This window comes from Streptomyces exfoliatus (genome assembly GCF_000725545.1).
Taxonomy (GTDB): domain Bacteria; phylum Actinomycetota; class Actinomycetes; order Streptomycetales; family Streptomycetaceae; genus Streptomyces; species Streptomyces exfoliatus.
Genome location: NZ_JNZP01000014.1, coordinates 140,161 through 163,397, shown reverse-complemented (window position 1 = coordinate 163,397; position 23,237 = coordinate 140,161). Strand labels below are relative to the sequence as shown.

At 72.9% G+C, this 23,237-nt stretch carries 23 protein-coding genes; 7 read left to right on the top strand and 16 right to left on the bottom strand.

Annotated features, from left to right (window positions below; all coding sequences use genetic code 11):
• Window positions 1-204: 204 nt before the first annotated feature.
• The 12 genes from IO20_RS0117735 to IO20_RS0117680 all read right to left on the bottom strand — a co-directional run bounded on the left by IO20_RS0117735 (window position 205) and on the right by IO20_RS0117680 (window position 12,714).
• Window positions 205-1,209: a sugar phosphate isomerase/epimerase family protein gene (locus IO20_RS0117735; RefSeq protein WP_030551363.1), complete on the bottom strand. Its 1,005-nt coding sequence runs from the start codon at window positions 1,207-1,209 to the stop codon at window positions 205-207.
• A 12-nt stretch (window positions 1,210-1,221) separates the two neighbouring features.
• Window positions 1,222-2,562 (bottom strand): Gfo/Idh/MocA family protein, encoded by a 1,341-nt coding sequence (locus tag IO20_RS0117730; protein ID WP_245684973.1) that lies wholly within the window; start codon window positions 2,560-2,562, stop codon window positions 1,222-1,224.
• A 100-nt stretch (window positions 2,563-2,662) separates the two neighbouring features.
• Entirely contained in the window at window positions 2,663-3,709 is a 1,047-nt protein-coding gene (locus IO20_RS0117725) for a substrate-binding domain-containing protein (protein ID WP_030551360.1), read from the bottom strand.
• 94 nt (window positions 3,710-3,803) lie between these two features.
• On the bottom strand, window positions 3,804-4,799 hold the full coding sequence (locus tag IO20_RS0117720) for an ABC transporter permease (protein ID WP_030551358.1): 996 nt from the start codon (window positions 4,797-4,799) through the stop codon (window positions 3,804-3,806).
• Window positions 4,796-6,328, bottom strand: a complete 1,533-nt coding sequence (locus IO20_RS0117715; RefSeq protein ID WP_078946040.1) for a sugar ABC transporter ATP-binding protein — start codon at window positions 6,326-6,328, stop codon at window positions 4,796-4,798. Before IO20_RS0117715 ends, IO20_RS0117720 begins: the two co-directional genes overlap by 4 nt.
• Before the next feature lie 189 nt (window positions 6,329-6,517).
• Window positions 6,518-7,699 carry an ROK family transcriptional regulator gene (locus IO20_RS0117710; protein WP_030551353.1) on the bottom strand — a complete coding sequence of 394 codons (1,182 nt, stop codon included), beginning with the start codon at window positions 7,697-7,699 and terminating at the stop codon, window positions 6,518-6,520.
• Window positions 7,700-7,876: 177 nt separating this feature from the next.
• Window positions 7,877-8,581, bottom strand: a complete 705-nt coding sequence (locus tag IO20_RS0117705; RefSeq protein WP_030551350.1) for a class F sortase — start codon at window positions 8,579-8,581, stop codon at window positions 7,877-7,879.
• 113 nt (window positions 8,582-8,694) lie between these two features.
• On the bottom strand, window positions 8,695-9,288 hold the full coding sequence (locus IO20_RS0117700) for a hypothetical protein (RefSeq protein WP_030551348.1): 594 nt from the start codon (window positions 9,286-9,288) through the stop codon (window positions 8,695-8,697).
• A 237-nt stretch (window positions 9,289-9,525) separates the two neighbouring features.
• Window positions 9,526-10,485 (bottom strand): beta-ketoacyl-ACP synthase III, encoded by a 960-nt coding sequence (locus IO20_RS0117695; RefSeq protein WP_030551346.1) that lies wholly within the window; start codon window positions 10,483-10,485, stop codon window positions 9,526-9,528.
• 192 nt (window positions 10,486-10,677) lie between these two features.
• Window positions 10,678-11,061 carry a hypothetical protein gene (locus IO20_RS0117690; RefSeq protein WP_030551344.1) on the bottom strand — a complete coding sequence of 128 codons (384 nt, stop codon included), beginning with the start codon at window positions 11,059-11,061 and terminating at the stop codon, window positions 10,678-10,680.
• The gene (locus tag IO20_RS0117685; RefSeq protein WP_030551342.1) at window positions 11,058-11,579 is read right to left on the bottom strand and encodes an isochorismatase family protein; all 522 of its coding nucleotides are present in this window, start codon (window positions 11,577-11,579) and stop codon (window positions 11,058-11,060) included. The genes IO20_RS0117690 and IO20_RS0117685 overlap by 4 nt, the downstream gene beginning before the upstream one ends.
• Before the next feature lie 25 nt (window positions 11,580-11,604).
• Window positions 11,605-12,714 (bottom strand): bile acid:sodium symporter family protein, encoded by a 1,110-nt coding sequence (locus IO20_RS0117680; protein WP_037635731.1) that lies wholly within the window; start codon window positions 12,712-12,714, stop codon window positions 11,605-11,607.
• Window positions 12,715-12,814: 100 nt separating this feature from the next.
• Between IO20_RS0117680 and IO20_RS0117675 the strand changes: the two genes are divergently transcribed.
• From IO20_RS0117675 to IO20_RS0117660, 4 genes are all read left to right on the top strand, one after another.
• Window positions 12,815-13,702, top strand: coding sequence for a LysR substrate-binding domain-containing protein (locus tag IO20_RS0117675; protein ID WP_030551339.1), 888 nt, complete (start codon window positions 12,815-12,817; stop codon window positions 13,700-13,702).
• Between the two features lie 475 nt (window positions 13,703-14,177).
• Window positions 14,178-16,001 (top strand): AMP-dependent synthetase/ligase, encoded by a 1,824-nt coding sequence (locus IO20_RS0117670; RefSeq protein ID WP_030551336.1) that lies wholly within the window; start codon window positions 14,178-14,180, stop codon window positions 15,999-16,001.
• A gap of 187 nt (window positions 16,002-16,188) precedes the next feature.
• Entirely contained in the window at window positions 16,189-16,983 is a 795-nt protein-coding gene (locus IO20_RS0117665) for an aldo/keto reductase (RefSeq protein ID WP_051874534.1), read from the top strand.
• Window positions 16,984-17,051: 68 nt separating this feature from the next.
• On the top strand, window positions 17,052-17,516 hold the full coding sequence (locus IO20_RS0117660; RefSeq protein WP_030551332.1) for an RICIN domain-containing protein: 465 nt from the start codon (window positions 17,052-17,054) through the stop codon (window positions 17,514-17,516).
• 10 nt (window positions 17,517-17,526) lie between these two features.
• Here the strand turns inward: IO20_RS0117660 and IO20_RS0117655 are convergent, their stop codons facing one another.
• Window positions 17,527-18,486: a class I SAM-dependent methyltransferase gene (locus tag IO20_RS0117655; RefSeq protein WP_030551330.1), complete on the bottom strand. Its 960-nt coding sequence runs from the start codon at window positions 18,484-18,486 to the stop codon at window positions 17,527-17,529.
• Between the two features lie 92 nt (window positions 18,487-18,578).
• Window positions 18,579-19,511 (bottom strand): AraC family transcriptional regulator, encoded by a 933-nt coding sequence (locus IO20_RS0117650; protein ID WP_030551328.1) that lies wholly within the window; start codon window positions 19,509-19,511, stop codon window positions 18,579-18,581.
• Window positions 19,512-19,617: 106 nt separating this feature from the next.
• Between IO20_RS0117650 and IO20_RS0117645 the strand changes: the two genes are divergently transcribed.
• Entirely contained in the window at window positions 19,618-20,529 is a 912-nt protein-coding gene (locus IO20_RS0117645) for a Rossmann-fold NAD(P)-binding domain-containing protein (protein WP_030551327.1), read from the top strand.
• Window positions 20,530-20,537: 8 nt separating this feature from the next.
• On the opposite strand, the gene IO20_RS0117640 is transcribed toward IO20_RS0117645, so the two are convergent.
• Window positions 20,538-21,488, bottom strand: coding sequence for a helix-turn-helix transcriptional regulator (locus IO20_RS0117640; RefSeq protein ID WP_030551325.1), 951 nt, complete (start codon window positions 21,486-21,488; stop codon window positions 20,538-20,540).
• Window positions 21,489-21,527: 39 nt separating this feature from the next.
• Between IO20_RS0117640 and IO20_RS0117635 the strand changes: the two genes are divergently transcribed.
• On the top strand, window positions 21,528-22,022 hold the full coding sequence (locus tag IO20_RS0117635) for a hypothetical protein (RefSeq protein WP_030551323.1): 495 nt from the start codon (window positions 21,528-21,530) through the stop codon (window positions 22,020-22,022).
• The gene (locus tag IO20_RS0117630; protein WP_030551321.1) at window positions 22,019-22,486 is read left to right on the top strand and encodes a hypothetical protein; all 468 of its coding nucleotides are present in this window, start codon (window positions 22,019-22,021) and stop codon (window positions 22,484-22,486) included. Before IO20_RS0117635 ends, IO20_RS0117630 begins: the two co-directional genes overlap by 4 nt.
• On the opposite strand, the gene IO20_RS0117625 is transcribed toward IO20_RS0117630, so the two are convergent.
• Window positions 22,473-23,219 carry a class I SAM-dependent methyltransferase gene (locus IO20_RS0117625; protein ID WP_245684972.1) on the bottom strand — a complete coding sequence of 249 codons (747 nt, stop codon included), beginning with the start codon at window positions 23,217-23,219 and terminating at the stop codon, window positions 22,473-22,475. The two genes, IO20_RS0117630 and IO20_RS0117625, sit on opposite strands and share 14 nt — an antisense overlap.
• Window positions 23,220-23,237 lie beyond the last annotated feature (18 nt).

Below are 23,237 nucleotides of genomic sequence, written 5' to 3'. Positions count from 1 at the left end.
CGGAGTTGGGCCGGGTGTGCGGGTGTCCGGGGACCGGCGTGCGCCGTCACGCTGGTCACATGGGCCAGTTACGTCATGTACACATCAGGGACCGTAGCGAGGTTCGTCCACGCCGTGAAGTCCTTGTGCACGCTTCCGTCGAACTTTCCACCGCACGAGGACAAAGCTCGTCCGAGGGCCTCGCGCGGTGGAGGCGGGGGACCGTCAGTCGCCGTTCCCGAAGGCAGCGTCGAAGGAGGTCGCCGGAGGGTCGAAGTCGTACCGCTTGAGGAAGGACAGTGCCTCGGGGGCGCCGGTCAGCCGGTCCATGCCGGCGTCCTCCCATTCCACGGAGACGGGTCCGGCGTAGCCGATCGACCGGAGCATCCGGAAGACGTCCTCCCAGGGCACGTCGCCGTGCCCGGCGGAGACGAAGTCCCAGCCGCGCCGGGGGTCGCCCCAGGGGAGGTGGGAGCCGAGCCGCCCGTTGCGGCCGTCGAGCCGCTTGCGGGCCTCCTTGCAGTCCACGTGGTAGATCCGGTCGCGGAAGTCCCAGAGGAAGCCGACCGGGTCGAGGTCCTGCCACACGAAGTGGCTGGGGTCGAAGTTGAGCCCGAAGGCGGGACGCCGGCCGACCGCCTCCAGGGCCCGCTGGGTGGTCCAGTAGTCGTACGCGATCTCGCTGGGGTGCACCTCGTGGGCGAAGCGCACGCCTTCGGCGTCGAAGACGTCGAGGATCGGGTTCCACCGCTCCGCGAAGTCCTCGAAGCCGCGCTCGATCATGCGCTCGGGGACCGGCGGGAACATCGCCACCAGATGCCAGATGGAGGAGCCGGTGAAGCCGATGACGGTGTCGACGCCGAGCGCGGCCGCGGCCCGCGCGGTGTCCGCGAGCTCACGGGCGGCCCGCTGCCGCACCCCTTCGGCGTCGCCGTCGCCCCAGATGCGGGCGGGCACGATCGCCTGGTGGCGTTCGTCGATCGGATGGTCGCAGACGGCCTGTCCCACCAGGTGGTTGGAGATCGCCCAGCACTTCAGGCCGTACGCGTCGAGCAGTTCGCGCCTGCCCTTGACGTACGCGGGGTCGGCGAGGGCCTTGTCCACCTCGAAGTGATCGCCCCAGCAGGCGAGTTCGAGTCCGTCGTAACCGAAGTCGCGGGCGAGTCGGCAGACCTCCTCCAGCGGGAGGTCGGCCCACTGGCCGGTGAAGAGCGTGAAGGGTCGGGGCACGTCGGGCGCCTCCTAGCGCGGTACGGAATCGGGTGCGGAATCGGATGCGGAATCGCGTACGGAATCGGGTACGGGGACAGGGGCCGGTACGGCTACCGGCACGGGTACGCGTGTGTAGACGGCGTTGTTCCGGGCGCTGTCCTCCACCGCGGCCAGGACGCGCTGGACCTGGAGGCCGTCGGCGAAGGAGGGCGCCGGGGCGACGCCGCTCGCGACGGCGTGGACCAGGTCGCGGGCCTGGTGGGCGAAGGTGTGCTCGTAGCCGAGGCCGTGGCCGGGCGGCCACCAGCCCTCCAGGTACGGGTGGTCGGGTTCGGTCACGAGGATGCGGCGGAAGCCCGCGGAGACGGCCGGTTCGGTGTGGTCGTGGAAGGACAGTTCGTTCAGCCGCTCCAGGTCGAAGGCGAGGGAGCCGCGCTCCCCGTTGATCTCCAGGCGCAGCGCGTTCTTGCGGCCCGCGGCCATCCGGGTGGCCTCGAAGGAGGCGAGCGCCCCGGAGGCGAGCCGCCCGGTGAACAGGGCCGCGTCGTCGACCGTGACCTGCCCGTACGCCTCCGACACCGCTCCCCCGTCCAGACCGTCCAGACCGTCAAGGCCGTCAAGGCCGTCGCGGCCGCTGAGACCGCTGAGACCGCCGGGGGCGGCGCCCGGGAGCAGCGGCCGCTCGCGCACGAAGGTCTCGGTGAGCGCCGACACGCCGACGAGGAGCTCCCCTGTCAGGTACTGGGCGAGGTCGACGGCGTGCGCCCCGAGGTCGCCGAGGGCCCCGGAGCCGGCGTGTTCGCGTTCCAGGCGCCAGGTCAGCGGGAACGTGGGGTCGACCAGCCAGTCCTGGAGGTAGCTGACGCGGACGTGCCGCAGGGTGCCGAGCCGCCCGTCGGTGACGAGCCTGCGGGCGTACGCGAGGGCGGGCACCCGGCGGTAGTTGAAGCCGACCATGGAGATCTGGCCGCGGGCCGCGGCGGCTTCGGCGGCTGCCGCCATCGTCTCGGCCTCGGCTACCGAGTTGGCGAGCGGCTTCTCGCACAGCACGTGTTTGCCGGCCTCCAGGGCGGCGACGGCGATCTCCGCATGGCTGTCGCCCGGGGTGCAGACGTCGACGAGCTGGACGTCGTCGCGGGCGATCAGGGCGCGCCAGTCGGTCTCGGCCGCGGCCCAGCCGTGCCGGTGGGCGGCGGCGCGGACGGCGGTGGCGTCACGGCCGGCGACGGCGGCGAGGACGGGCCGCAGCGGCAGGTCGAAGACGCGGCCCGCGGTGCGCCAGCCCTGTGAGTGGGCGGCTCCCATGAACGCGTAGCCGACCATGCCGACGCCGAGCGTCGGCGGTGCGGCCCCGCTCTCCGTCTGTTCCATACGGTTCCTCCGTTTCGTGGTGCGGCGAGGTGCTGCTGCGGGGGACCGGGCGGGGCCGGGGGCGGTCGGGCCCCCGGCGACGGCCTGGCCCCGGGGCCGGTCAGCTGAAGCCGGTGGGCAGGTACTCGTCGACGTTGTCCTTGGTGACGACGGCTGAGTAGAGGGTGATCGAGGCGGGGATCTCCAGCTCGGACATGCCGCCGATCCCCTTCTTCTGGCCGAGGGCGCGGGCGAGGTCGATCGCGGAGGCGGCCATGGTCGGCGGGTAGAGGACGGTGGCCTTGAGGACGCTGGTGTCGGCCTTGATGGCGTCCATGGCGGACTTGGCTCCGGCGCCGCCGACCATGAGGAAGTCCTTGCGGCCGGCCTGGGCGATGGCGCGCAGGGCGCCGACGCCCTGGTCGTCGTCGTGGTTCCACAGGGCGTCGAACTTGGGCTGTGCCTGCAGGAGTTGGGCCATCTTGGCCTGTCCGGACTCGACGGTGAAGTCGGCGGCCTGGCGGGCGACCTTGCGGATGTTGGGGTAGTTCTTGAGGGCGTCGTCGAAGCCCTGGGTGCGCTGCTTGGTGAGTTCCAGGCTGTCCATGCCGGCGAGTTCGATGACGGTGGCGTTCGGCTTGTCCTTGAGCTGTTCGCCGATGAAGTTGCCGGCGTTGAGGCCCATGCCGTAGTTGTCGCCGCCGATCCAGCAGCGGTAGGCCTGCGGGGAGGCGAAGATCCGGTCGAGGTTGATGACGGGGATGCCGGCCTTCATGGCCTGGAGGCCGATCTGGGTGAGGGCCTTGCCGTCGGCGGGGAGGATGACGAGGACGTCGACCTTCTTGTTGATGAGGGTCTGGACCTGGCCGATCTGGGTGGCGGTGTCGTTGGAGCCCTCGGTGATCTCCAGGGTGACCTCGGAGTACTTCTTGGCGCGCCGCTCGGCGTTCTCGTTGATGGCGTTGAGCCAGCCGTGGTCGGCCTGGGGGCCGGCGAAGCCGATGGTGACGGGGGTGCCGGGCTTGTCGTCGGCGGCGGGGGCGGCGCTCCCGGCGGGGGCCGTGTTCCCGGCGTCCTTCGGTTCGTTGCTGGTGCAGGCGGTGAGGAGGGCGCCGGCGGAGACGGCCGCGCCGCCGAGGAGGAGGTGTCTGCGGCTGGTTTCGGGCATGGTGGTGGATCCCTTCCGAGGGGTGGTGGTGAAGGGGGGCTTGCGGGGACGGGGCGGGCCCGTCGGGTCGTTCCGCCCGGTGCGGGCGTCGGTCTCAGCTGTCGCGTGCGGTGCGGCGCTGGACCAGGACGGCGGCGACGATGATCGCGCCCTTGGCGATCTGCTGGACGTCGCTCTGCAGGTTGTTGAGGGCGAAGATGTTGGTGATGGTGGTGAAGACGAGGACGCCGAGGACGGAGCCGACGATGGTGCCGCGGCCACCGCTGAGGAGGGTGCCGCCGATGATGGCGGCGGCGATGGCGTCGAGCTCGTACAGGTTGCCGTTGGTGTTCTGGCCGGAGCCGGCGAGGACGACGAGCAGGAAGGCGGCGATGCCGCAGCACAGTCCTGACAGCAGGTAGAGGAACAGGCGCTGGCGGCGTACGTCGATGCCGGCGAGGCGGGCGGCCTCCGGGTTGCCGCCGACGGCGATCGTGCGGCGGCCGAAGGTGGTCCGGTTGAGCAGCAGCCATCCGGCGGCGGTGACGGCGGCGAAGACCAGGACGAGCGGGGGGATCCCGAGGACGTACGCGTCGGGGACGCCGAGGTCGAGGACGGACGGGACGGTGACGATCTGGGTCCTGCCGTCGGTGATCTGGAGGGCGAGACCGCGGGCGGAGGCGAGCATGGCCAGGGTGGCGATGAAGGGGACCATGCCGCCGTACGCGACGAGGACGCCGTTCACGAGACCGCAGCCGACGCCGACGGCGACCGCCGTGAAGAGGATGCCGGCGAAGCCGAACTCCTGGGTGGCGAGGGTGGTGGCCCAGACGGAGGCGAGGGCGACGATCGCGCCGACGGAGAGGTCGATGCCGCCGCTGGTGATGACGAAGGTCATGCCGACGGTGACGACGCCGATCACGGACGCCTGGGTCAGGACGAGTTGCAGGTTGGAGGTGGCGAGGAACTCGGCTGGCCGGGTGAGGCCGCCGACGAGTACCAGGACGGCGAGCACGCCGAGCAGGGACAGGTTGCGGACGTCGGCCCTGAGGCCGAGTGTGCGCCGAGGGCCCTCCCCGGCCGGCGCCTTGGCCGGTGTGGTGAGTGTCATGCGGCCGGGCTCCCTTCCATCACGAGGTCGAGTACGCGGTGTTCGTCGAGGTCACGGGCGGGGGCCTGGTGGACGACCCGGCCCTCGCGGAGGACCAGGACGCGGTCGGCGAGGCCGAGGACCTCGGGTACCTCGCTGGAGACGAGGAGGACGGCGAGCCCTTCGTCGGCGAGGCGGCGGATGACGGCGTACAGCTCGGCGCGGGCGCCGACGTCGACACCGCGGGTGGGTTCGTCGAGGAGGAGGACGCGGCAGCCGCGCAGCAGCCAGCGGGCGAGGACGGCCTTCTGCTGGTTGCCGCCGGAGAGGGTGCGGACGGGGGCGTCGGGGAGGTCGGGGCGGAGGGAGAGGGCGCGGGTGGCGGTCCGCGCGGTGTCGTGTTCGGTGGCGCGGTCGATCCAGCCGGCCCGGGAGAAGCGGGCGAGGGAGGAGACGGAGACGTTGCGGGTGACGGATTCGAGGAGGAGGAGGCCCTGCGCCTTGCGTTCTTCGGGGGCGAGGCCGAGCCCGGCGGCGACGGCGGCCGGGACGCTGCCGGGGCGCAGGGGCCGTCCGTCGACGAGGACCCGGCCCGCGGTGGGCTTCCGTGCTCCGTAGACGGTCTCCAGGATCTCGGAGCGGCCTGAGCCGACGAGTCCGGCGAGGCCGACGATCTCGCCGGGGCGCAGTTCGAGGTCGAGCGCCTCGAACTCGCCTTTCCTGGCGAGCCCTTGGGCGTGGAGGACGGGCGCGCCGGACGGTGGGACGGCGGGCCGTTCGGGGAAGACGTAGGGGACGTCCCTGCCGGTCATGAGGGCGACGACGTCGCGGGTGGGGGTGGTGGCGGCGGGGAGTCCTCGGGCGACGGCGCGGCCGTCCTTGAGGACGGTGACGCGGTCGCCGATGCGGCGGATCTCCTCCAGGCGGTGGGAGATGTAGACGACGGCGACGCCGTCGGTGGTGAGGTCGTCGACGATCCGGAAGAGGTTGGCGACCTCGTCGGGGTCGAGGGCCGCGGAGGGCTCGTCCATGACGATGAGGCGTACGTCGTGGGAGAGGGCGCGGGCCATGGAGACGATCTGCCGCTGGGCGGCGGAGAGTTCGCCGACGCGCCGGGCCGGGTCGATCTCGGGGTGGCCGAGGCGCTTCAGGAGTGCGGCGGTGGTGGCCCGCGCGGCCCTGGTGCGGACGAATCCGGCGGTGGTGGGTTCGTGGCCGAGGTGGACGTTCTCGGCGACGGTGAGGCCTTCGACGAGGTCGAGTTCCTGGTAGATGGTGGCGATGCCGAGGCGGACGGCGGCGCTCGGGGAGCGGAGCCGTACGGGTTCGCCGTTCCAGGTGATATGGCCGTCGTCGGGCTGGTGGGCGCCGGCGAGGACCTTGATGAGGGTGGATTTGCCGGCGCCGTTCTGGCCGAGGAGGCAGTGGACCTCGCCGGGTGCGACCTCCAGGTCGACGCCGTCGAGGGCGCGGACGCCGGGGAAGGACTTGGTGATGCCGGACATGGTGAGCAGGGGCGGGTGGTCCTGGGGCCGTTCTTCTTGGGGCATGGCGGAAGTCCCCTCGGCGGGTGCGGGTGGCGCCGGAGCGGCTGGCTGGGTGGGCCCGGCGGTGCGGGCCCGGTGGGTGGTGCGCGCCTGGCGGTCCCTCTTGCAAGGACTGGGTCCGGGGAGCCGCGGGGAGCGGCCGGGCGCACGCCACCCACCGGGCCGGGGGAACCGGCCTGTTGCGTCGGCGGGTTACGCCGGGGAGAAGAGGTGGTCGCTGATGAGGCGGGCCGCGCCGGTGACCCCGGCGGTCTGGCCCAGTTCTCCGAGGACGATGGGAAGGTTGCCGGTGGCCAGGGGCAGGGACTGCCGGTAGACCTGGGTGCGGACACTGGCGAGGAGGTTGTGACCGAGGCCGGTGACACCGCCGCCGATCACCACCAGACCGGGGTTGAAGAAGCTGACGAGTCCGGCGATGACCTGCCCGACCCGGTTGCCGCCCGCACGGATGAGGGCGAGCGAGGTGGCGTCTCCGGCGGCCGCGGCCGCGGCGACGTCGACGGCGGTGAGGTGCCCGGCCGCCGCGAGCCGGGCGGCGAGCTCCTGTGAATCGCCCGCGCGTGCCGCGTCCTCGGCGTCGCGGGCGAGGGCGGCGCCGCTGAAGTGGGCTTCCAGGCAGCCGTTGTTGCCGCAGGCGCAGGGACGCCCGTCGGGTTCGACCTGGATGTGCCCGATGTCGCCGGCGCTGCCCGTCGTACCGCGGTAGACCTCGCCGCCGACGACGATGCCGCAGCCGATGCCGGTGCCGATCTTGACGCAGAGGAAGTCGCCGACGGAGCGGGCGACGCCGGCGTGCTGCTCCCCCATGGCCATGAGGTTCACGTCGTTGTCGACCATGACGGGGCAGCCGAGTTCCTGGCTGAGCGCCTCCCGCACGGGGAAGCCGTCCCAGCCGGGCATGATCGGCGGCGCGACGGGGACGCCCTCGGGGAAGCGGACGGGTCCGGGGACGCCGATGCCGGCGCCGTCGAAGCCTTCCGCGAGTCCGGTGGAGCGGAGCTTCGCAGCCATCGACAGGGCCTGCTCGAAGACGGCGACGGGGCCCTCGCGGACGTCCATGGGGTGGTTGAGGTGTCCGAGCACCTCCAACTCGGCGTTGGTGACGGCCACATCGATGGAGGTGGCGCCGATGTCGATGCCGAGGAAGCGGAGTTCGGGCGCGAGCCTGATGTTGTGCGAGCGACGGCCGCCGCGGGATGCGGCGAGGCCGTCGGCGACCACGAGACCGGTCTCCAGGAGCCGGTCGACCTCGACGGCGAGCTTCGAGCGGGAGAGATCGATCTGATCGCCCAGCTGGGCGCGGGAGTTGGGTCCTCCGTCGCGCAACAGCCTGAGGAGCCGCGCCTGATGCCGGTTGGCAGGTCGTGCCGTCATGCGTCTCACGCGCCCCTCCCTCTCGCACACGCTCGTCTGCGGGCTTTCGAGGGGAACGTAGCAGCGGTGTACCGGGCTGGGAAGAAGTTGCGCACGAATCGACCCCGACTTCTTCCCGGATGGGGACAAAGACGGGGTCCTGAGGGGAGAAGGTAGGGCAGGTGGCGGTGGCGGTGGTCAGCGGACCTCGACCAGGCGGGCGGAGACCACCACGTTGCCCGCGTAGCCGTTCTCCTCGGTGAACGTGCCGCCGCAGGTGATCAGCCGCAGCTCCGGGACGCCCGCGTCGCCGTAGACCCGCTCGGCGGGGAAGCCTTCCTTGGGCACCACCTCGACCCCGTACACGACGAAGACGGCGGTCCGGCCGTCACGGCGCGTCATCTCCACGCGGTGGCCCTTGCCGAGGGCGCCGAGATCGTAGAAGACGGCCCGTCCGCTCGGGGTGTCGACGTGGCCGACGACGACGGCGGTACCGCGTTCGCCGGGGGTGACCGCGCCCGTGAACCAGCCCGCGAGCCGGTCGTCCTCGGGCGGCGGCGCCTCGATCCAGCCGTCGGCGTCGAGCCCGACGTCCGTGACGGGCGCGTCGATCCGGACGGCCGGTACGCGCACCCGGACCGGGGCCGACGGGGGCAGCGGATCGGGTACGGGACCGGTGGCGAGTGCGGCGGCGGCCGCCCGACTGCCGTCGGGGGCCGCCACGGAGAGGGGCTGCGGCGGGCCCTCGGCCCGGAGTTCCTCGGCACCGCCGCGTACCAGGTGTACGCCGACGAGGAGGACGACGGCTATGACGCCCCAGGCGCCGTGCCGGCCCGTGCCGGGTCTGTCGGCGCTGTCCGTCCGTCCCGTACCGGAAGTCCCCGCGTCGTCCGGTCGTCCCACGTCCGCCCTCCTCCTCGCACCGCCCCGTCCCGCGCGCTTCGTGGCGCCCCTCCGTCCCGGTCCTCGTCACACCGGGACGGAGGGGCCGTTTCAGGCCCCCCGGCTCCGGGCCGTCAGGCGCGGCCGTCGGCGTCGCGGCGACGGGTGAGCACGACGGCGGCGCCGAGCGCCCCGGCGATGAGCAGGACGCCCGTGACCACCTCGGTGACGCCGAGTCCCTCGGAGTCCGCGCCGGAGGCGGCGGTGCCGTAACCGGCCTTCACGCCTTTGTGCGCTCCGGGCTGCGTGGCGTTGTCGTGCCCACCCGTGCTTCGACCCGTGTCTCCGCCCGTGTCTCCACCCGTGTGTCCACCGGTGCTGCCGCCGCCGATGGTGAGGGTGGTGGTGCCGCGCTCGCCCTTGCAGTCGAAGGTGATCTTGTACTGGGCGCCGGCCTTGGCGTCGAAGTCCACGGTCGCGGTGCCGGGGCGGCCCTCGTTCAGGGTCACCGTCTCGAACACCCCGGAGGTGACGGTCACGGACGGCACCTCGCAGCCTTCGGAGGTGAGGGTGACGGTGCCGCCGGGGGCGACCGTCGCGGGCGTGACGGAGAAACCGAACGACGTGATGTTCTGGTCTCCCTCGCCCGCCAGGGCCGGCGGGGCGACGGCGATCACGGCGGCGGCGCTCAGCAAGGCGGCGGCGGAAGCGGCACGTATCGCACGCATGGCGGTGTCCTCCAGATCACGAGAGGGCCCGGCCGCGGAGCGATTCCGTGACGGAAGGCGACGACCCTCACCGCGATCGAAGCTAGGTCCGCCCCAGGCACGCCGCCACCGGGCTCCGCCGAACGGGTCATGACCCCGTGTGACCCCCGTGACCCGTGACCCGTGACCCGTGACCCGTGACCCGTGACCGCGAGGGTGAAGGTCGCCCGCCGCCCGCGGTCCGCCCTTCGCGGTCCGTCAGGGAACCCGGACGACCTGACCCGCGTACGAGAGGTTGCCGCCGAAGCCGAAGAGCAGGACCGGGGCTCCGGACGCCAGCTCGCCGCGCTCGACCAGCTTGGCCAGGGCCAGCGGGATGGAGGCGGCCGAGGTGTTGCCGGAGTCGACGACGTCACGGGCGACGATCGCGTTGACGGCGCCGATCTTCGCCGCGAGCGGCTCGATGATCCGCAGGTTCGCCTGGTGCAGGACCACGCCCGCGAGCTCCTCGGGGGCGATGCCGGACCGCTCGCAGGTCTTGCGGGCGAGCGCGGGCAACTGCTGGGTGGCCCAGCGGTAGACGGACTGGCCCTCCTGCGCGAAGCGCGGCGGGGTGCCCTCGATGCGGACGGCGTTGCCCATCTCCGGGACGGATCCCCACAGGACGGGTCCGATGCCGGGCGCCTCCCCCGCGGCCGTCTCGTCGTCCACCGCCTCGACGATCGCGGCACCCGCGCCGTCGCCGACGAGGACGCAGGTGGTGCGGTCCGTCCAGTCGGCCACCTCGGACATCTTGTCGGCGCCGATGACCAGGACGCGGCGCGCCCCACCGGCCCGTACGGCATGGTCGGCGGTGGCCAGGGCGTGCGTGAAGCCGGCGCAGACCACGTTGAGGTCCATGGTGGCGGGCGAGGTCATGCCGAGGCGGGCGGCGACGCGGGCGGCCGTGTTGGGCGAGCGGTCGATGGCCGTGGAGGTGGCGACGAGGACGAGATCGATGTCGTCGGGGACGAGTCCCGCGGTGGCCAGGGCCTTGCCCGCGGCGTGCGCCGCGAGCTCGTCGACGGGTTCGTCGGGCCCTGCGACGTGCCGGGTGCGGATGCCGACCCGGCTGGTGATCCACGCGTCGTCGGTGTCGACCAACGCCGCGAGGTCGTGGTTGGTGAGCACCTTGGCGGGCTGGTAGTGCCCGAGCGCTGCGATGCGAGTGCCCGTCATACCGGGGCCCCCTCGGTGTGTCGATCGTGGACAGGACCCCCCAGTCTTGCCAGCGACTGATGGGTAACGGGTGACGTAAACCACCAAGATTCCCCGGTACCCCTTGGCCGACCGTGACAAGGCCCGGGCGGGGCACGGCCTCCGCGGCGGCGGCGGGCACCGTGGGCGAGGTCAGTTCTTCGGTTCTTCTCTTCAGTTCTTCGGCGGGTCGATCATCTGGAGGGCGAGGGTGGCCGGGGGCGGGACGACGCCGGGGCCGCCGGCGGCCGTCCAGGCGAGGATGTCGTCGAGGGAGTCGTCGTCGAGGGTGAACGCGATCCAGGCGGCCCGTCCACCGCGCCGCCGGCCTTCGGTGGAGGGCTGGACGACCACGATGTTGGCCTGGGCGCAGGGGCCGAGGCAGTCGCTGGTACGGACGGCGAGCCGGCCGCGGGAGGCCGCGGCGGCCTCCCGGAGGCGGGCGAGCTGGCCGGCGTGGTCGGTGCCGGGGTTCTTGCGGGCGTCGCCGCAGCAGCAGCCCCGGCAGACGACGAGGGAGCAGGGGCGGGCCCCGTACCGTATCGGGACCGGGGTCACTGGGGGCCGTCCAGGGTGATCGCGGAGACGGGGGCGACCGTGCCGAGGCGCGGGAAGTCGAGGTCGACGGAGGCGCGGTGCTCGTCGGCGGTGAGCGCGGTCATGGCGTCCTCGGCGAAGACGAGGTCGTAGCCGTGGTCGGAGGCGGCGCGGGCGGTGGACTCGACGCCGAGGTTGGTGGCGATGCCGCCGAGGACGAGGGTGGTGGCCCCGAGTCCGGTGAGCAGCTCGTGGAGTCCGGTGTCGTGGAAGGCGCCTATGGTGCGCTTGACGACGACGGGTTCGCGGTCTCCGAGGGGCTGGGGTGCGAGGTCGCTGCCGGGCGGCTGGTGGTCGACGCCGGAGCGCTCGGACCGGATGTGGACGACGGGGGCGCCGGCGGCACGGAAGGTGTCGGCGAGCCGGGCGGCCGCGGCGAGGGCGTCGGTGCCGGGCCTGGGGGCGAGGGGCAGCGCGACGATGCGCTCCATGAGGTCGACGAGGACGAGTGCGGTGCGGCCGGGATCGAGTGCGGGCATGGGAGCACCGTAGCGGCCCGGATGATCACCGGGGCTTCGCGCCCGCCTCCGCGCCCGTCTCCGAGGCCGTCTCCGCGCCTGCCTCTGAGGCCGTCTCCCCCTCCGTCTCCGCGCCTTCCTCTCCCTCCCCCTCCGTCTCCGCGTCGCGTGCGCGGCGCCTCGCGATCACCGCGCAGACCATCAGCTGCATCTGGTGGAACAGCATCAGCGGGAGGACGGCGAGCGAGGCCTGCTGGCCGAAGAGGACGCTGGCCATCGGCAGCCCCGACGCCAGGCTCTTCTTCGAGCCGGCGAACTGGATGGCGATCCGGTCGGCCCGGCCGAAGCCGAGGCGTCCGGCGCCGTACCAGGTCAGGGCGAGCATCGCCGCGAGGAGGACGGCCTCGACGGCGAGCAGCATGCCGAGTCTGGCCGGGGTCACCAGATGCCAGATCCCGGCGGTCATGCCCAGGCTGAAGGCGGTGTAGACGACGAGGAGGATCGATCCCCTGTCGACGTGTCCGAGGACCTTCTTGTGGCGTACGACGAAGCCCCCGACCCAGCGGCGCAGGAGTTGTCCGGTGAGGAACGGCACGAGGAGCTGGAACACGATCTTGAGGAGCGCCGCGGCGGAGAGGCCGCCGGCGCTGTCGCCGAGGAGCGCCGCGGCGAGCAGCGGGGTCAGGACGATGCCGGCGAGTGAGGAGAAGGAGCCGGCGCAGATCGCGGCGGGGACGTTGCCGCGGGCGATCGAGGTGAAGGCGATGGAGGCCTGCATGGTGGAGGGCACCAGGCAGAGGAAGAGGAAGCCGCCGTAGAGCTGGGGGGTGAGCACGGTGGGGACGAGGCCGCGGGCGGCGAGTCCGAGGAGCGGGAAGACCAGGAAGGTGCTCGCGAGGACGGTGACGTGGAGCCGCCAGTGCTTGAGGCCGTCGAGGGCCTCGCGGGTGGAGAGCCGGGCGCCGTAGAGGAAGAAGAGGAGGGCCACGGCCCCGGTCGAGGCGCCTTGGGCGAGGTCTGCGGCGGCTCCGGAGGCGGGCAGGAGCGTGGCGAGGGCGACCGTGCCGAGCAGGGAGAGGACGTATCCGTCGACGGGCAGCCAGGACGGGAGGCGCGGGGTGCGGCGGGCGGTACGGGCGGGCGTAGGGACGGTCATGGGCTCCACTGCTCTGTGCACGGCGGGGGCGGGGCGCGTCTTCCCATCCTGTTCCACAGCCCGGTGATCGGGTATCCCGTACAGCCCTCTGACTGTCATCATGATCTGTGATGATGGGGTGGTGTACGAGCCCACGCACCTGCGCACCTTCCTCGCCGTGGCCCAGACGCTGAGCTTCACGCGGGCCGCGGAGCGGCTGGGGCTGCGCCAGTCGACCGTCAGCCAGCATGTGCGGCGGCTGGAGACGGCGACCGGCCGGCCGTTGTTCACCCGGGACACGCACCGGGTGGCGCTGACGGAGGACGGTGAGGCGATGCTCGGCTTCGCGCGGACGATCCTCCAGGCGCACGAGCGCGCGGCGGCGTTCTTCGGCGGGACCCGGCTGCGCGGCCGGCTGCGCTTCGGTGTGTCGGAGGACTTCGTGACGACCCGGCTGCCGGAGATCCTGGAGTCGTTCCGGCGTGAGCATCCTGAGGTCGATCTGGAGCTGACGGTGGAGCTGTCGGGCACGCTGCAGGCCCGGCTGGCGGCCGGCCGGCTCGATCTGATCCTGGCGAAGCGGCGGGGCGGGGAGAGCGAGGGCCGGCTCGTGTGGGAGGACGCGCTGATCTGGATCGGGGCGCCGGGGCTGCGGCTCGACCCGGACCGTCCGGTGCCGCTGATCCTGTACCCGCCGCCGGGGATCACCCGGGAGCGGGCCCTGGAGGCGCTGGAGGCGCAGGGCCGGGCGTGGCGGATCGCGTGTACGAGTTCCAGTCTGAGCGCGAACGTGGCGGCGGCGCGCGCGGGGCTCGGGGTGATGGCGCACACGAGGGGTCTGGTGCCTCCGGGGCTCGTGCCGGTGCCGGACCGGGCGGGGCTGCCGGAGCTGGGGGACGTGGGTTTCGTGCTGCGCGGGGGCCGTCGGGGCGGGTCGGTGCAGGAGGCGGCGGACGCGCTGGCGGAGGCGATCCTGGCGGGCGGCGACCGGCTGCACCGGTCCGGCTGACCGGATGCGACCGGCTGTACGGGTCCCGCTGTCCCGCTGTCCCGCTGTCCGGCTGTCCGGCTGTCCGGCTGTCCGGCTGTCCGGCTGACCCGCTGCCCGGCTGACCGGATGTGGACCGGACTCCGGTCCGGTCGCACGGGGCCCCTCAACGAGTGTGTGGCGACGTTCCGGTGAACGGCGGCGGGCCGCACCCGAGCGGCTGGACGGCATGAAGGCGGCGTCGGGGCGGCGCTCCCGTGAGCGGTCGGTACAGATTCGGTGGAGATTCGCGCCCGGTGGACGTACCGCCCGGTCGGTAACGGCCCGGAGGGGTCTGTGACTTGACTCCTCCACCCGCCCTGACCTGTGGGAACGCTGAATGTCCCGGCTTGGTGAAGGCCCTGCCGCCGGGCAGTCGGGTGGGGTACCGTCACCCGCGCCGTACGGAGCGCGACAACGGGCTTTTTCAGCCACCGAGCCGTCGAGGAGCAGGTCAGTGCGCGAGTTCACCGTGCCGCCCGTCGAGGCGGCGCCTCAGGTCGGCGGTCTCGCGGACGCCGTGTTCGAGCGCGCTCTCGCCGAGCCGGACCGGGTCGCGTTCGGCCGGAAGGGCCCGGACGGGGAGTGGCGGGACGTGCCGGCCGCGCGGTTCAGGGACGAGGTCCTCGGTCTCGCGAAGGGGCTGATCGCGGAGGGCGTGCGGTTCGGCGACCGGGTCGCGATCATGGCCCGTACCCGTTACGAGTGGACGCTCTTCGACTTCGCGCTGTGGTCGCTGGGCGCCCAGCCGGTGCCGGTCTATCCGACGTCCTCCGCCGAGCAGGTCTACTGGATGCTGCACGACTCCGAGGTCACGGCGTGCGTGGTGGAGCACGAGGACCACGCGATGACGATCGGCTCGGTGATCGACCGGCTGCCGCTGGTCCGGCGCCTGTGGCAGCTGGACGCGGGTGCGGTCGCCGAGCTGACGGCGGCGGGGGCGGACATCGACGAGGACGTGGTGCACCGGCACCGGCGGGCGGTGACCCCGGAGACGGTGGCGACGGTCATCTACACGTCGGGGACGACCGGCCGCCCCAAGGGCTGTGTGATCACCCACTCCAACTTCATGTTCGAGACGGACATGCTGGTGGGCCGCTGGGAGCCGGTGTTCCGTTCCCGGCCGGGCGAGCAGGCGTCGACGCTGCTGTTCCTGCCGCTCGCGCACGTCTTCGGCCGGATGGTGGAGGTCGCGGCGGTCCGGAGCGGGGTGAAGCTGGGGCACCAGCCGGTGATGGCGGCCGGTGAGCTGCTCCCCGACCTGGCGTCGTTCCGGCCGAGTTTCGTCCTGGCCGTTCCGTACGTCTTCGAGAAGGTCTTCCACGCGGCGCGGCGCAGGGCGGAGCGGGAGGGGAAGGCCGGGCCCTTCGACAAGGCCGTGGAGGTGGCGGTGGCGTACGCGGAGGCGCTGGAGCAGAAGGCGTTCGGGACCGGTCCCGGGCCTTCGGCGGCGCTGCGCGTGCAGCACCAGTTCTTCGAGAAGACGGTGTACGCGAAGATCCGCGCGGCACTGGGCGGGCGGATGCGGCACGCGATGTCGGGCGGTTCGGCGATGGACCGCAGGCAGGGTCTGTTCTTCGCGGGTGCGGGGGTCACGGTGTTCGAGGGGTACGGCCTGACGGAGTCCTCGGCGGCCGCGACCGCGAACCCGCCCGAGCGCGTGAAGTACGGGACGGTCGGGCAGCCGGTTCCCGGTACGACGGTGCACATCGCGGAGGACGGCGAGGTGTGGCTGCACGGCGGTCAGGTCTTCTCCGGTTACCTCAACGCTCCCGAGGCGACGGCCGCGGTCCTCAACGACGGCTGGCTGGCCACCGGGGACCTGGGTGCCCTCGACGAGGACGGCTATCTGACGATCACCGGCCGCAAGAAGGAGATCCTGGTGACCTCGGGCGGCAAGAGCGTCGCCCCGGGGCGTCTGGAGGAGCGGGTGCGGGCACATCCGCTGATCGCCCAGTGCATCGTGGTCGGCAACGACAGGCCGTACATCGCCGCCCTGGTGACGGTCGACCAGGAGGCGGTGGAGCACTGGCTGGCGATGCAGGGGCGGGCGCCGCTCGCACCGGCGGAGCTGGTGCGGGATCCGGCCCTGGAGACCGAGATCCGGCGGGGGGTGGTGGCGGCGAACACGCTGGTCTCGCAGGCCGAGTCGATCCGTACGTTCCGGATCCTGGCGCATCCGTTCAGCGAGGAGCACGGGCTGCTCACGCCCTCCCTGAAGCTGAAGCGGAAAGCGATCGAGCGGGCGTACGCGGCGGAGGTCGCGGCGCTGTACGGCTGAGCCGTTCGCGTCGGCGGAATGTGGGAAGTGGAATGCGCGACGGCCCGTGATCGTTGACGCTGGGAGTGTCTCCGTACGGCGTACGGCCCGTGCGGGGCACCGTCACGACCCGCGACAAGGTAAGGATCTCTGCCACGTGAGCACGGACAGCAAGGTTCCCTCGGTCACTCTGAACAACGGCGTCCTGATGCCGCAGCTGGGCTTCGGCGTCTGGCAGGTCCCGGACGACGAGGCGGCCTCGGCCGTCGCGACCGCGCTGGAGGCCGGCTACCGCTCGATCGACACCGCCGCGATCTACCGGAACGAGCAGGGCACGGGCCGTGCCGTCGCCGCTTCCGGCATCGCCCGCGAGGACCTGTTCGTCACCACCAAGCTGTGGAACAGCGAGCAGGGCTACGACTCGACGCTGAAGGCCTTCGACGCCTCGCTCGACAAGCTGGGGCTCGACTACGTCGACCTGTACCTCATCCACTGGCCGTTGCCCACGAAGGACGCGTACGTCGACACGTACCGGGCGTTCGAGAAGATCTACGCGGACGGGCGCGCCAAGGCGATCGGCGTCTCGAACTTCCTCCCCGAGCACCTGGAGCGGCTGATCGGCGAGACGTCGGTCGTGCCCGCCGTCAACCAGATCGAGCTCCACCCGCAGTTCCCCCAGGCGGCCTCCCGCGAGGCGCACGCCCGGTACGGCATCGCGACCGAGGCGTGGTCTCCGCTCGGCTCCGGCAAGGGCCTCCTGGACGTTCCCGCGATCGTCGCGATCGGCCGCAAGCACGGCAGGACGCCGGCCCAGGTGGTGCTGCGCTGGCACCTCCAGCTGGGGAACGTGGTGATCCCGAAGTCGGTCACCCCGTCCCGTATCCAGGAGAACATCGACGTGTTCGGCTTCGAGCTGGACGCCGAGGACCTGGCCGCGATCGCCGCGCTCGACGAGAGCCGCCGACTGGGCCCGGACCCGGCGGAGTTCAGCTTCGGCGCCTGAGCGCGGACGACGAGGGGGTGGGTACGGTGAGTGGTTCGCCGAAGTCCCTGGACGAGGAAGTCGGTACGGTGAGTGGTTCGCCGGGGCCCGTGGAAGCGGGCCTCTACCAGGTGCGGAACGTGGGCAGCGGGCTGCTCCTCGAGGTGTACGAGGGTTCGGGCCGCAGTGGCGCCAACGTCCAGCAGGGCAGGGGGAACGGGTCGGCCGGGCAGCAGTGGCACATCACGCCCGTGCCGAACGGCGGGGGGCTCTACCACCTGGTGAACGCGGCCAGTGGGAAGCGGCTCGACGTCGCCAACGCGTCCACGGAGAACGGCGCCAACGTCCAGCAGTGGAAGGCCAACAACTTCGGCGCGCAGGAGTGGATCATCGAGCAGGACCTGCAGTCGCCGGGGACGGTCGCGCTGGTGAGCTTCATCAGCGGACTGCTCCTGGAGGTCGCGGACGGTTCGACGGCCGACGGCGGCAACGTACGGCAGTGGGAGGACACCGACTCCCCGTTCCAGTGGTGGCGGTTGGAGCCGGTGTCCTGACAGGTGGCCGTCAGCCCTTGCGGGCGGTGTGGACCGTGCGGGCCGTGAGGTGGAACAGGTCCGTGCGGTGGTGCAGGGACAGCTCGTCGGCCGGGTCGAGGAGCCGGTCGAGCGTGGCCCTGTCGTCGGCGTCGAGCCGGGTGCCGCAGCCCTCCCTGAGCCGGCCGAAGTGGGTGACGGCCAGCTCCCGTACGACCGGGGAGACGGGCGCGGGAACGTCGGTGAGGAAGGTGCGGGTGCCCGCCGGGGTGAGGCCCGCGCCGGCGAGCAGCGCACGCCAGTCGTCCGGCTCGTCCTTGGTGTCGGGGAGTCCGGCGCGCATCTCGCCGAACCAGTCCGCGCCGGCGGCGTCGAGGCGCGCCTCGAGACCGGGCCGGCCCATGCCGATGTGCCAGGGCAGGTGACGGGTCGGCAGGCCGCCCTCGACGAGGGCGATCAGGCCGCCGGGGTTCAGCAGCCCGGCGAACTCCACGAGCGCGGCCCGCTGGTCGCCGATGTGGTGCACCGAGTTGCCCGCCCAGATCAGGTCGGCCTGCCCCAGGCCCGCGATGCCCTCGGGGAGTTCGGCGTGGAGCGTGGAGACGCGGGCGCCGAGGCCGCGCGCCTCGGCGCGGTCGCGGGTGCGGGCGAGGAGTTCGGGGGAGCCGTCGACGGCGACGGTCTCGGCGGCGGGGAAGGACTCGGCGAGCAGGCTGGTGAGGACACCGGGGCCGCTGCCGACGTCGAGGATCCGGCGGACGCCCTGCACGGGGGCGAGCGTGCCGAGCCAGGCGGCGGCGTCGGTGTACGCGGGGATCGCGATCTCGGCCTGCCGCTCCAGGAGCGGGGCGAGCTCGTTCCAGTCCAGGTGGGGGCCGTCGTGGTGGTGCGCGTGTGCGTGGCCCTGGCCGTGACCGGCGTGGTCGCCGTGCTCGCCGTGACCTGCGTGGTCGCCGTGATCGCCCTGGCGGGATTCGCTGTGCTGACTCATGGGTCCAGCGTGAGTCCAGCGGCCCCGAAGTGCGAGAAATATTGCCAGTACGGCAAAGAATCGGCCATTCGGGTGAGGGGTGGGCGGTCGGTTCAGGCCGCGGTGCGGTGCTCCTGCGGACTGACGCCCCTGACCCGTTTGAAGGCGGCGCTGAGGGCGAACGCCCCGCTGTAGCCGACCCGCCGGGCGACGGACTCGACCGTCGCGTCCGGGTCGCGGAGCAGATCGGCGGCGAGCGCGAGCCGCCAGCCGGTGAGGTACGCCATCGGGGGCTCGCCGACGAGTGCGGTGAAGCGGCGCGCGAGGGCGGCCCTGGACACACCCGTCTTGGCGGCGAGCGAGGCGACGCTCCAGGGGTGCGCGGGGTCGTTCTGGAGTAGCCGGAGCGCCCGGCCGACCACGGGATCGCCCATGGCCCGGTACCAGCCGGGGGCCTCGGCGCCGGGCCGGGAGAACCAAGCGCGGACGCCGGCGATGAGCATCAGGTCGAGGACCCGGTCGAGGACGGCGGACTGACCCGGTTCGTCGCGGGCGATCTCCTCGCCGAGGAAGGGCATGAGGGGGCAGTTCCACGTGTCGGCGGGCAGGTGGAGCAACCCCGGCAGGGCGTCGAGCAGCCGGCGGCCGACCTCGCCGTCCATCCGGTAGGTGCCGACGAGGACGGTGGTGGTGCCGTCGGGGGCGTTGCCCCAGGTGCGGACGCCGAGCCGCATGGCGTCGGCGAGCGGCTCCCCGGTGAGGGTGGTGCAGGCGCCGTCGGGGCCTATCCGAGCGCGGGGCGGCGCGTCGGGGGCGTCGGCGACGGTGTACGGCTCGGGACCGCGGGCGATGGCGATGTCCCCGGGCCGCAGCAGGACCGGCTCGCCGGTGTCGGGCACGACCCAGGCCTCGCCCTCGGTGACGCACATCAGACAGATCGGTGCGCCGTCCTCGATGCGCACGGACCACGGCGGCTCCATGATCATGCGGAGCAGGAAGGCGCCCTTGGCGCGGGGCCCGTCGAGGAGTCCGGCGAGTGCGTCCATGGTCCGCAAGGGTACGGGCAGGGCGTGCGGGTGGGTGAGACGGAGGCGTAGGCGGGTGAGACTGCGGAGCATGGGCGTACGGGTGCCTGGGCGGGAGTCTTGAGCCATGACGACGAACACGCGGAACACCCAGGACAGTCAGAACATCCACGACGCGCGGGACGCACAGGACGTACAGGGCACGCAGGATGTCCTGAGCACGCGCACGATCCTGGTGACGAGCGCCTCCGGCAAGACCGGGCGGCGCGTGGCCGAGCGGCTCGGGGCCCGCGGGGTGACGGTCCGGGCCGGATCCCGTACCGGGGCCACGGCCTTCGACTGGGAGGACCCGGCGACCTGGGCCCCGGCGCTGCGGGGCGCGGACGCCGCGTACGTGGCCTACTACCCGGACCTCGCCGCCCCCGGCGGGGCCGAGGCGATGCGGACCTTCGGCCGGCTCGCCGCCGAGAGCGGGGTGCGGCGACTGACGCTGTTGTCCGGCCGTGGGGAGCCCGAGGCGTTGGTGGCGGAGGAGGCGCTGCGGGCGGCGGCGACCGGGGTCGAACTGACCGTCGTCCGTGCCTCGTTCTTCGCGCAGAACTTCTCCGAGGGGCTGCTCGCGGACGGGGTCGCCGAGGGCGTGCTCGTCTTCCCGGCGGGTGACACGGCCGAGCCCTTCGTCGACGTGGACGATCTGGCGGACGTGGTCGTCGAGACCCTGACGGTGGACGGGCACGCGGGGCGGGTGCACGAGGTGACGGGGCCGCGTCCGGTCGGCTTCGCCGAGGTGGCGGCGGAGATCGCGCGGGTCTCGGGCCGTCCGGTGGTCTACCGGGCGGTGTCCGAGGCCGAGTACGCGGAGCTCCTCACGGGGTTCGGGCTCTCGGTGCCGGAGGCGGAGTGGCTCGCGGCCCTGTTCGCGACGCTCCTCGACGGCCACAACGCCTCGGTGACGGACGGGGTGAAGCGGGTCCTGGGCCGCGAGCCGCGCTCGTTCGCCGCGTTCGCGGCGGAGGCCTGGGGTGGTCCGGCGCGCTGACGCCCCGCTCAGGCGTAGCGCCGTGCCAGGGTCCGTACGGTCTCGGCGACGCGGGTACGGAGTTCCTCGGGGGCCAGGACCTCCACGTCGGTGCCGAGGGCGAGGAAGGTGTCGTGGGCGTGGTCGTCCGATTCGACGGGGAGCGTGGCGCGGGTCCAGCCGTCGGGTTCCGGGGTGCCGGTCGCCGCGAGTGCGCGGGCCGCGGCCCCGGTCAGCCGGGCCGCGCCGGCCGGGGAGAGCCGGACGAGGGCCTCGCCCCGGTGCAGCCGGGCGTGGAAGTCGGCCTGGCTGTCGCGCCAGTGGCGGGCGAGGTCGAAGCCCTCCGGGACGGTGACCTCCTCGTCGGTGACGGTGAGGTCGAGGATCTGGTCGACGCGGTACGTACGCGGTCCTGGTCCGGCGATCAGGTACCAGCGGCCTGCCTTGAGGACGAGGCCGTACGGTTCGAGGCGGCGGTCGATGTCGGTCGGCGTCCGCCAGCGCCGGTAGCGGAGTTCGAGGGCGCGCCCGGTGCGGACGGCGTCGGCGACCTGGGGCAGGAACGGGGTCTCGGTGCCCTCGTCGTACCAGCCGGGGGCGTCGATGTGGAAGCGGGCCCGGAGCCGGTCGACGTGTTCGCGCAGGGGTGCGGGGAGGGCGGCGCGCAGTTTCAGCTGGGCGTCGGCGAAGTGCGGTCCGAGCCCGAGCTCTTCGGCGGCGCCGGGCATGCCGGCGAGGACGAGCGCCTCGGCCTCGCGGGTGTAGAGGTCGGTGAGGCGGGAGCGGTGTCCGGCGAGGAGGCGGTAGCCGCCGCGGTGTCCGGCGTCCCCGTAGAGCGGCACTCCGGCGGCGTGCAGGGAGTCGACGTCGCGGTAGACGGTGCGGACGGAGACCTCCAGTTCCTCCGCGAGCGCGGCGGCCGTCATCCGGCCCCGGGTCTGGAGCAGCAGGAGGATCGAGAGGAGTCGGCTGGACTTCACTGACACAAGGTGTCAGTGAAGTGCTCCTACAGTCCAGCCATGGCTTTCGCGGAGAAGTTCCTCTTCACGCTGCCGCCGGTGGAGATCGGCGGGCGGCGGCTCAAGCGCTATCACGTGACCTCGGATCCGGCGGGCATCGAACCGGAGGTGGAGAAGGCGGCGTACGCGCTGCTGCCGGAGCTGCTGCCCCCGGCGGAGGGCACGCCGGCGGACGGCGCGCCGGCGGCGGGCTTCGTGGTGCTGCACCGGGGCGGTGACACCGGCGCGTATCTGAACGCGTACAGCTGGGTGTGGGACAACGTGCTCCACTTCGGCGGCGGGGCGGCGGGGCAGCCCGTCCTCGGCTGCCCCGACACCGACCCGGCGCACTTCGTCCGGGTGGACCGCTCGTGGATCGGCTGCGTGTGGGAGCTGGCGCCGCTCGAACACGAGCGGAGCGCCTGGATCCGTCACGTGCTGGCCCCGGACGCCCCGGATCTGGCCGGCTATCTCGGGGACGCGCTGCCCTCCGGCACGACGGAGGTGTCGGGGTGAAGGGCCGGGGTTTCGACTTCCTCGACGGGGACTGGCACGTCCACAACCGGCGGCTCGCCGACTTCCTCGATCCGGGGAGCGGCTGGACGGAGTTCGAGGGGCACACGACGGGGCGGTTGTTCTGGGACGGGCGTGCGCACGTCGACGAGATCGTCTTCCCGTCGATGGGGTTCAGCGGGCTGACGCTGCGGTTGTACGAGCCGGAGACCGGGGAGTGGACGCTGAACTGGTCTTCCAGCCGTACGGGGCGGCTCGACCCGCCGGTCAGGGGCCGGTTCGCCGAGGACGGGACGGGCACGTTCCACGGCACGGACACCTATGAGGGGCGGCCGGTGCGGGTGCGGTTCCACTGGTCGGGGATCGGCCGGGACACGGCCCGCTGGGAGCAGGCGTTCGCGCCGGCTGACGGCGGGGGCGAGGAGGGGTGGGTGACGAACTGGGTGATGGAGTTCAGCCGCGCCTGACGAAGCGGGCCAGCCGGTATCGGGGGTCGTCACGGGGGCGATCCTGGTCCGGCAGGGCCGCGAGGGCGGCGGCGAGCGCGTCGGAGGTCGCGCTGTCGCCGTCGAACCAGGAGGCGAAGTAGCCGGCGCGCAGCTTGCGTACGGTGTCGCGCGGGGTGGCGCCCTGGCCGTGTCCGGTGAAGTGGGTGCCGGTGGCGGGTTCGAGGCCGTGGGCGGCGGCGTACCGGGTGATGAGGTCGGCGCGGTCGGAGGCGGCTTCGGTCGACCGGTGCGGGCGGAGGAGGGCGTCGATGTCGCTGCCGACGTCGTGGGCGGCGTCCTTGTCGACGGTGGTGATGAGGACGCCGCCGGGGCGCAGGACGCGGGCCGCCTCGGCGACGATCCCGGCCGTGAACGGCACGAGGTGCAGCAGCCAGACGGCGCTGACCGCGTCGAGGGAGGCGTCGGGCAGCGGCAGCCGCCGGGCGTCGGCGCGGACGACCCGGTCGGGTGCGCGTCCGGCGGCGACCCGCAGCATGGCGTGGGCGGCGTCGGCGCCATAGACGCGGAGTCCGGGCCGGGTGAGCCGTTCGGTGACGAGGCCGGTGCCGCAGGCGAGGTCGAGGAGGGTGCGGGCGCCGGGCGGCACGAGCCGCAGGACGGCCTCGGCCGCCGCCGCGGCCCGGGGCGCCCCGCCCCGGGTCCTGTCGTAGTGCGCGGCCTCGGCCTCGTAGTCGAGCAGGGTCTCCGCCATGCCGATGATCGTACGAGG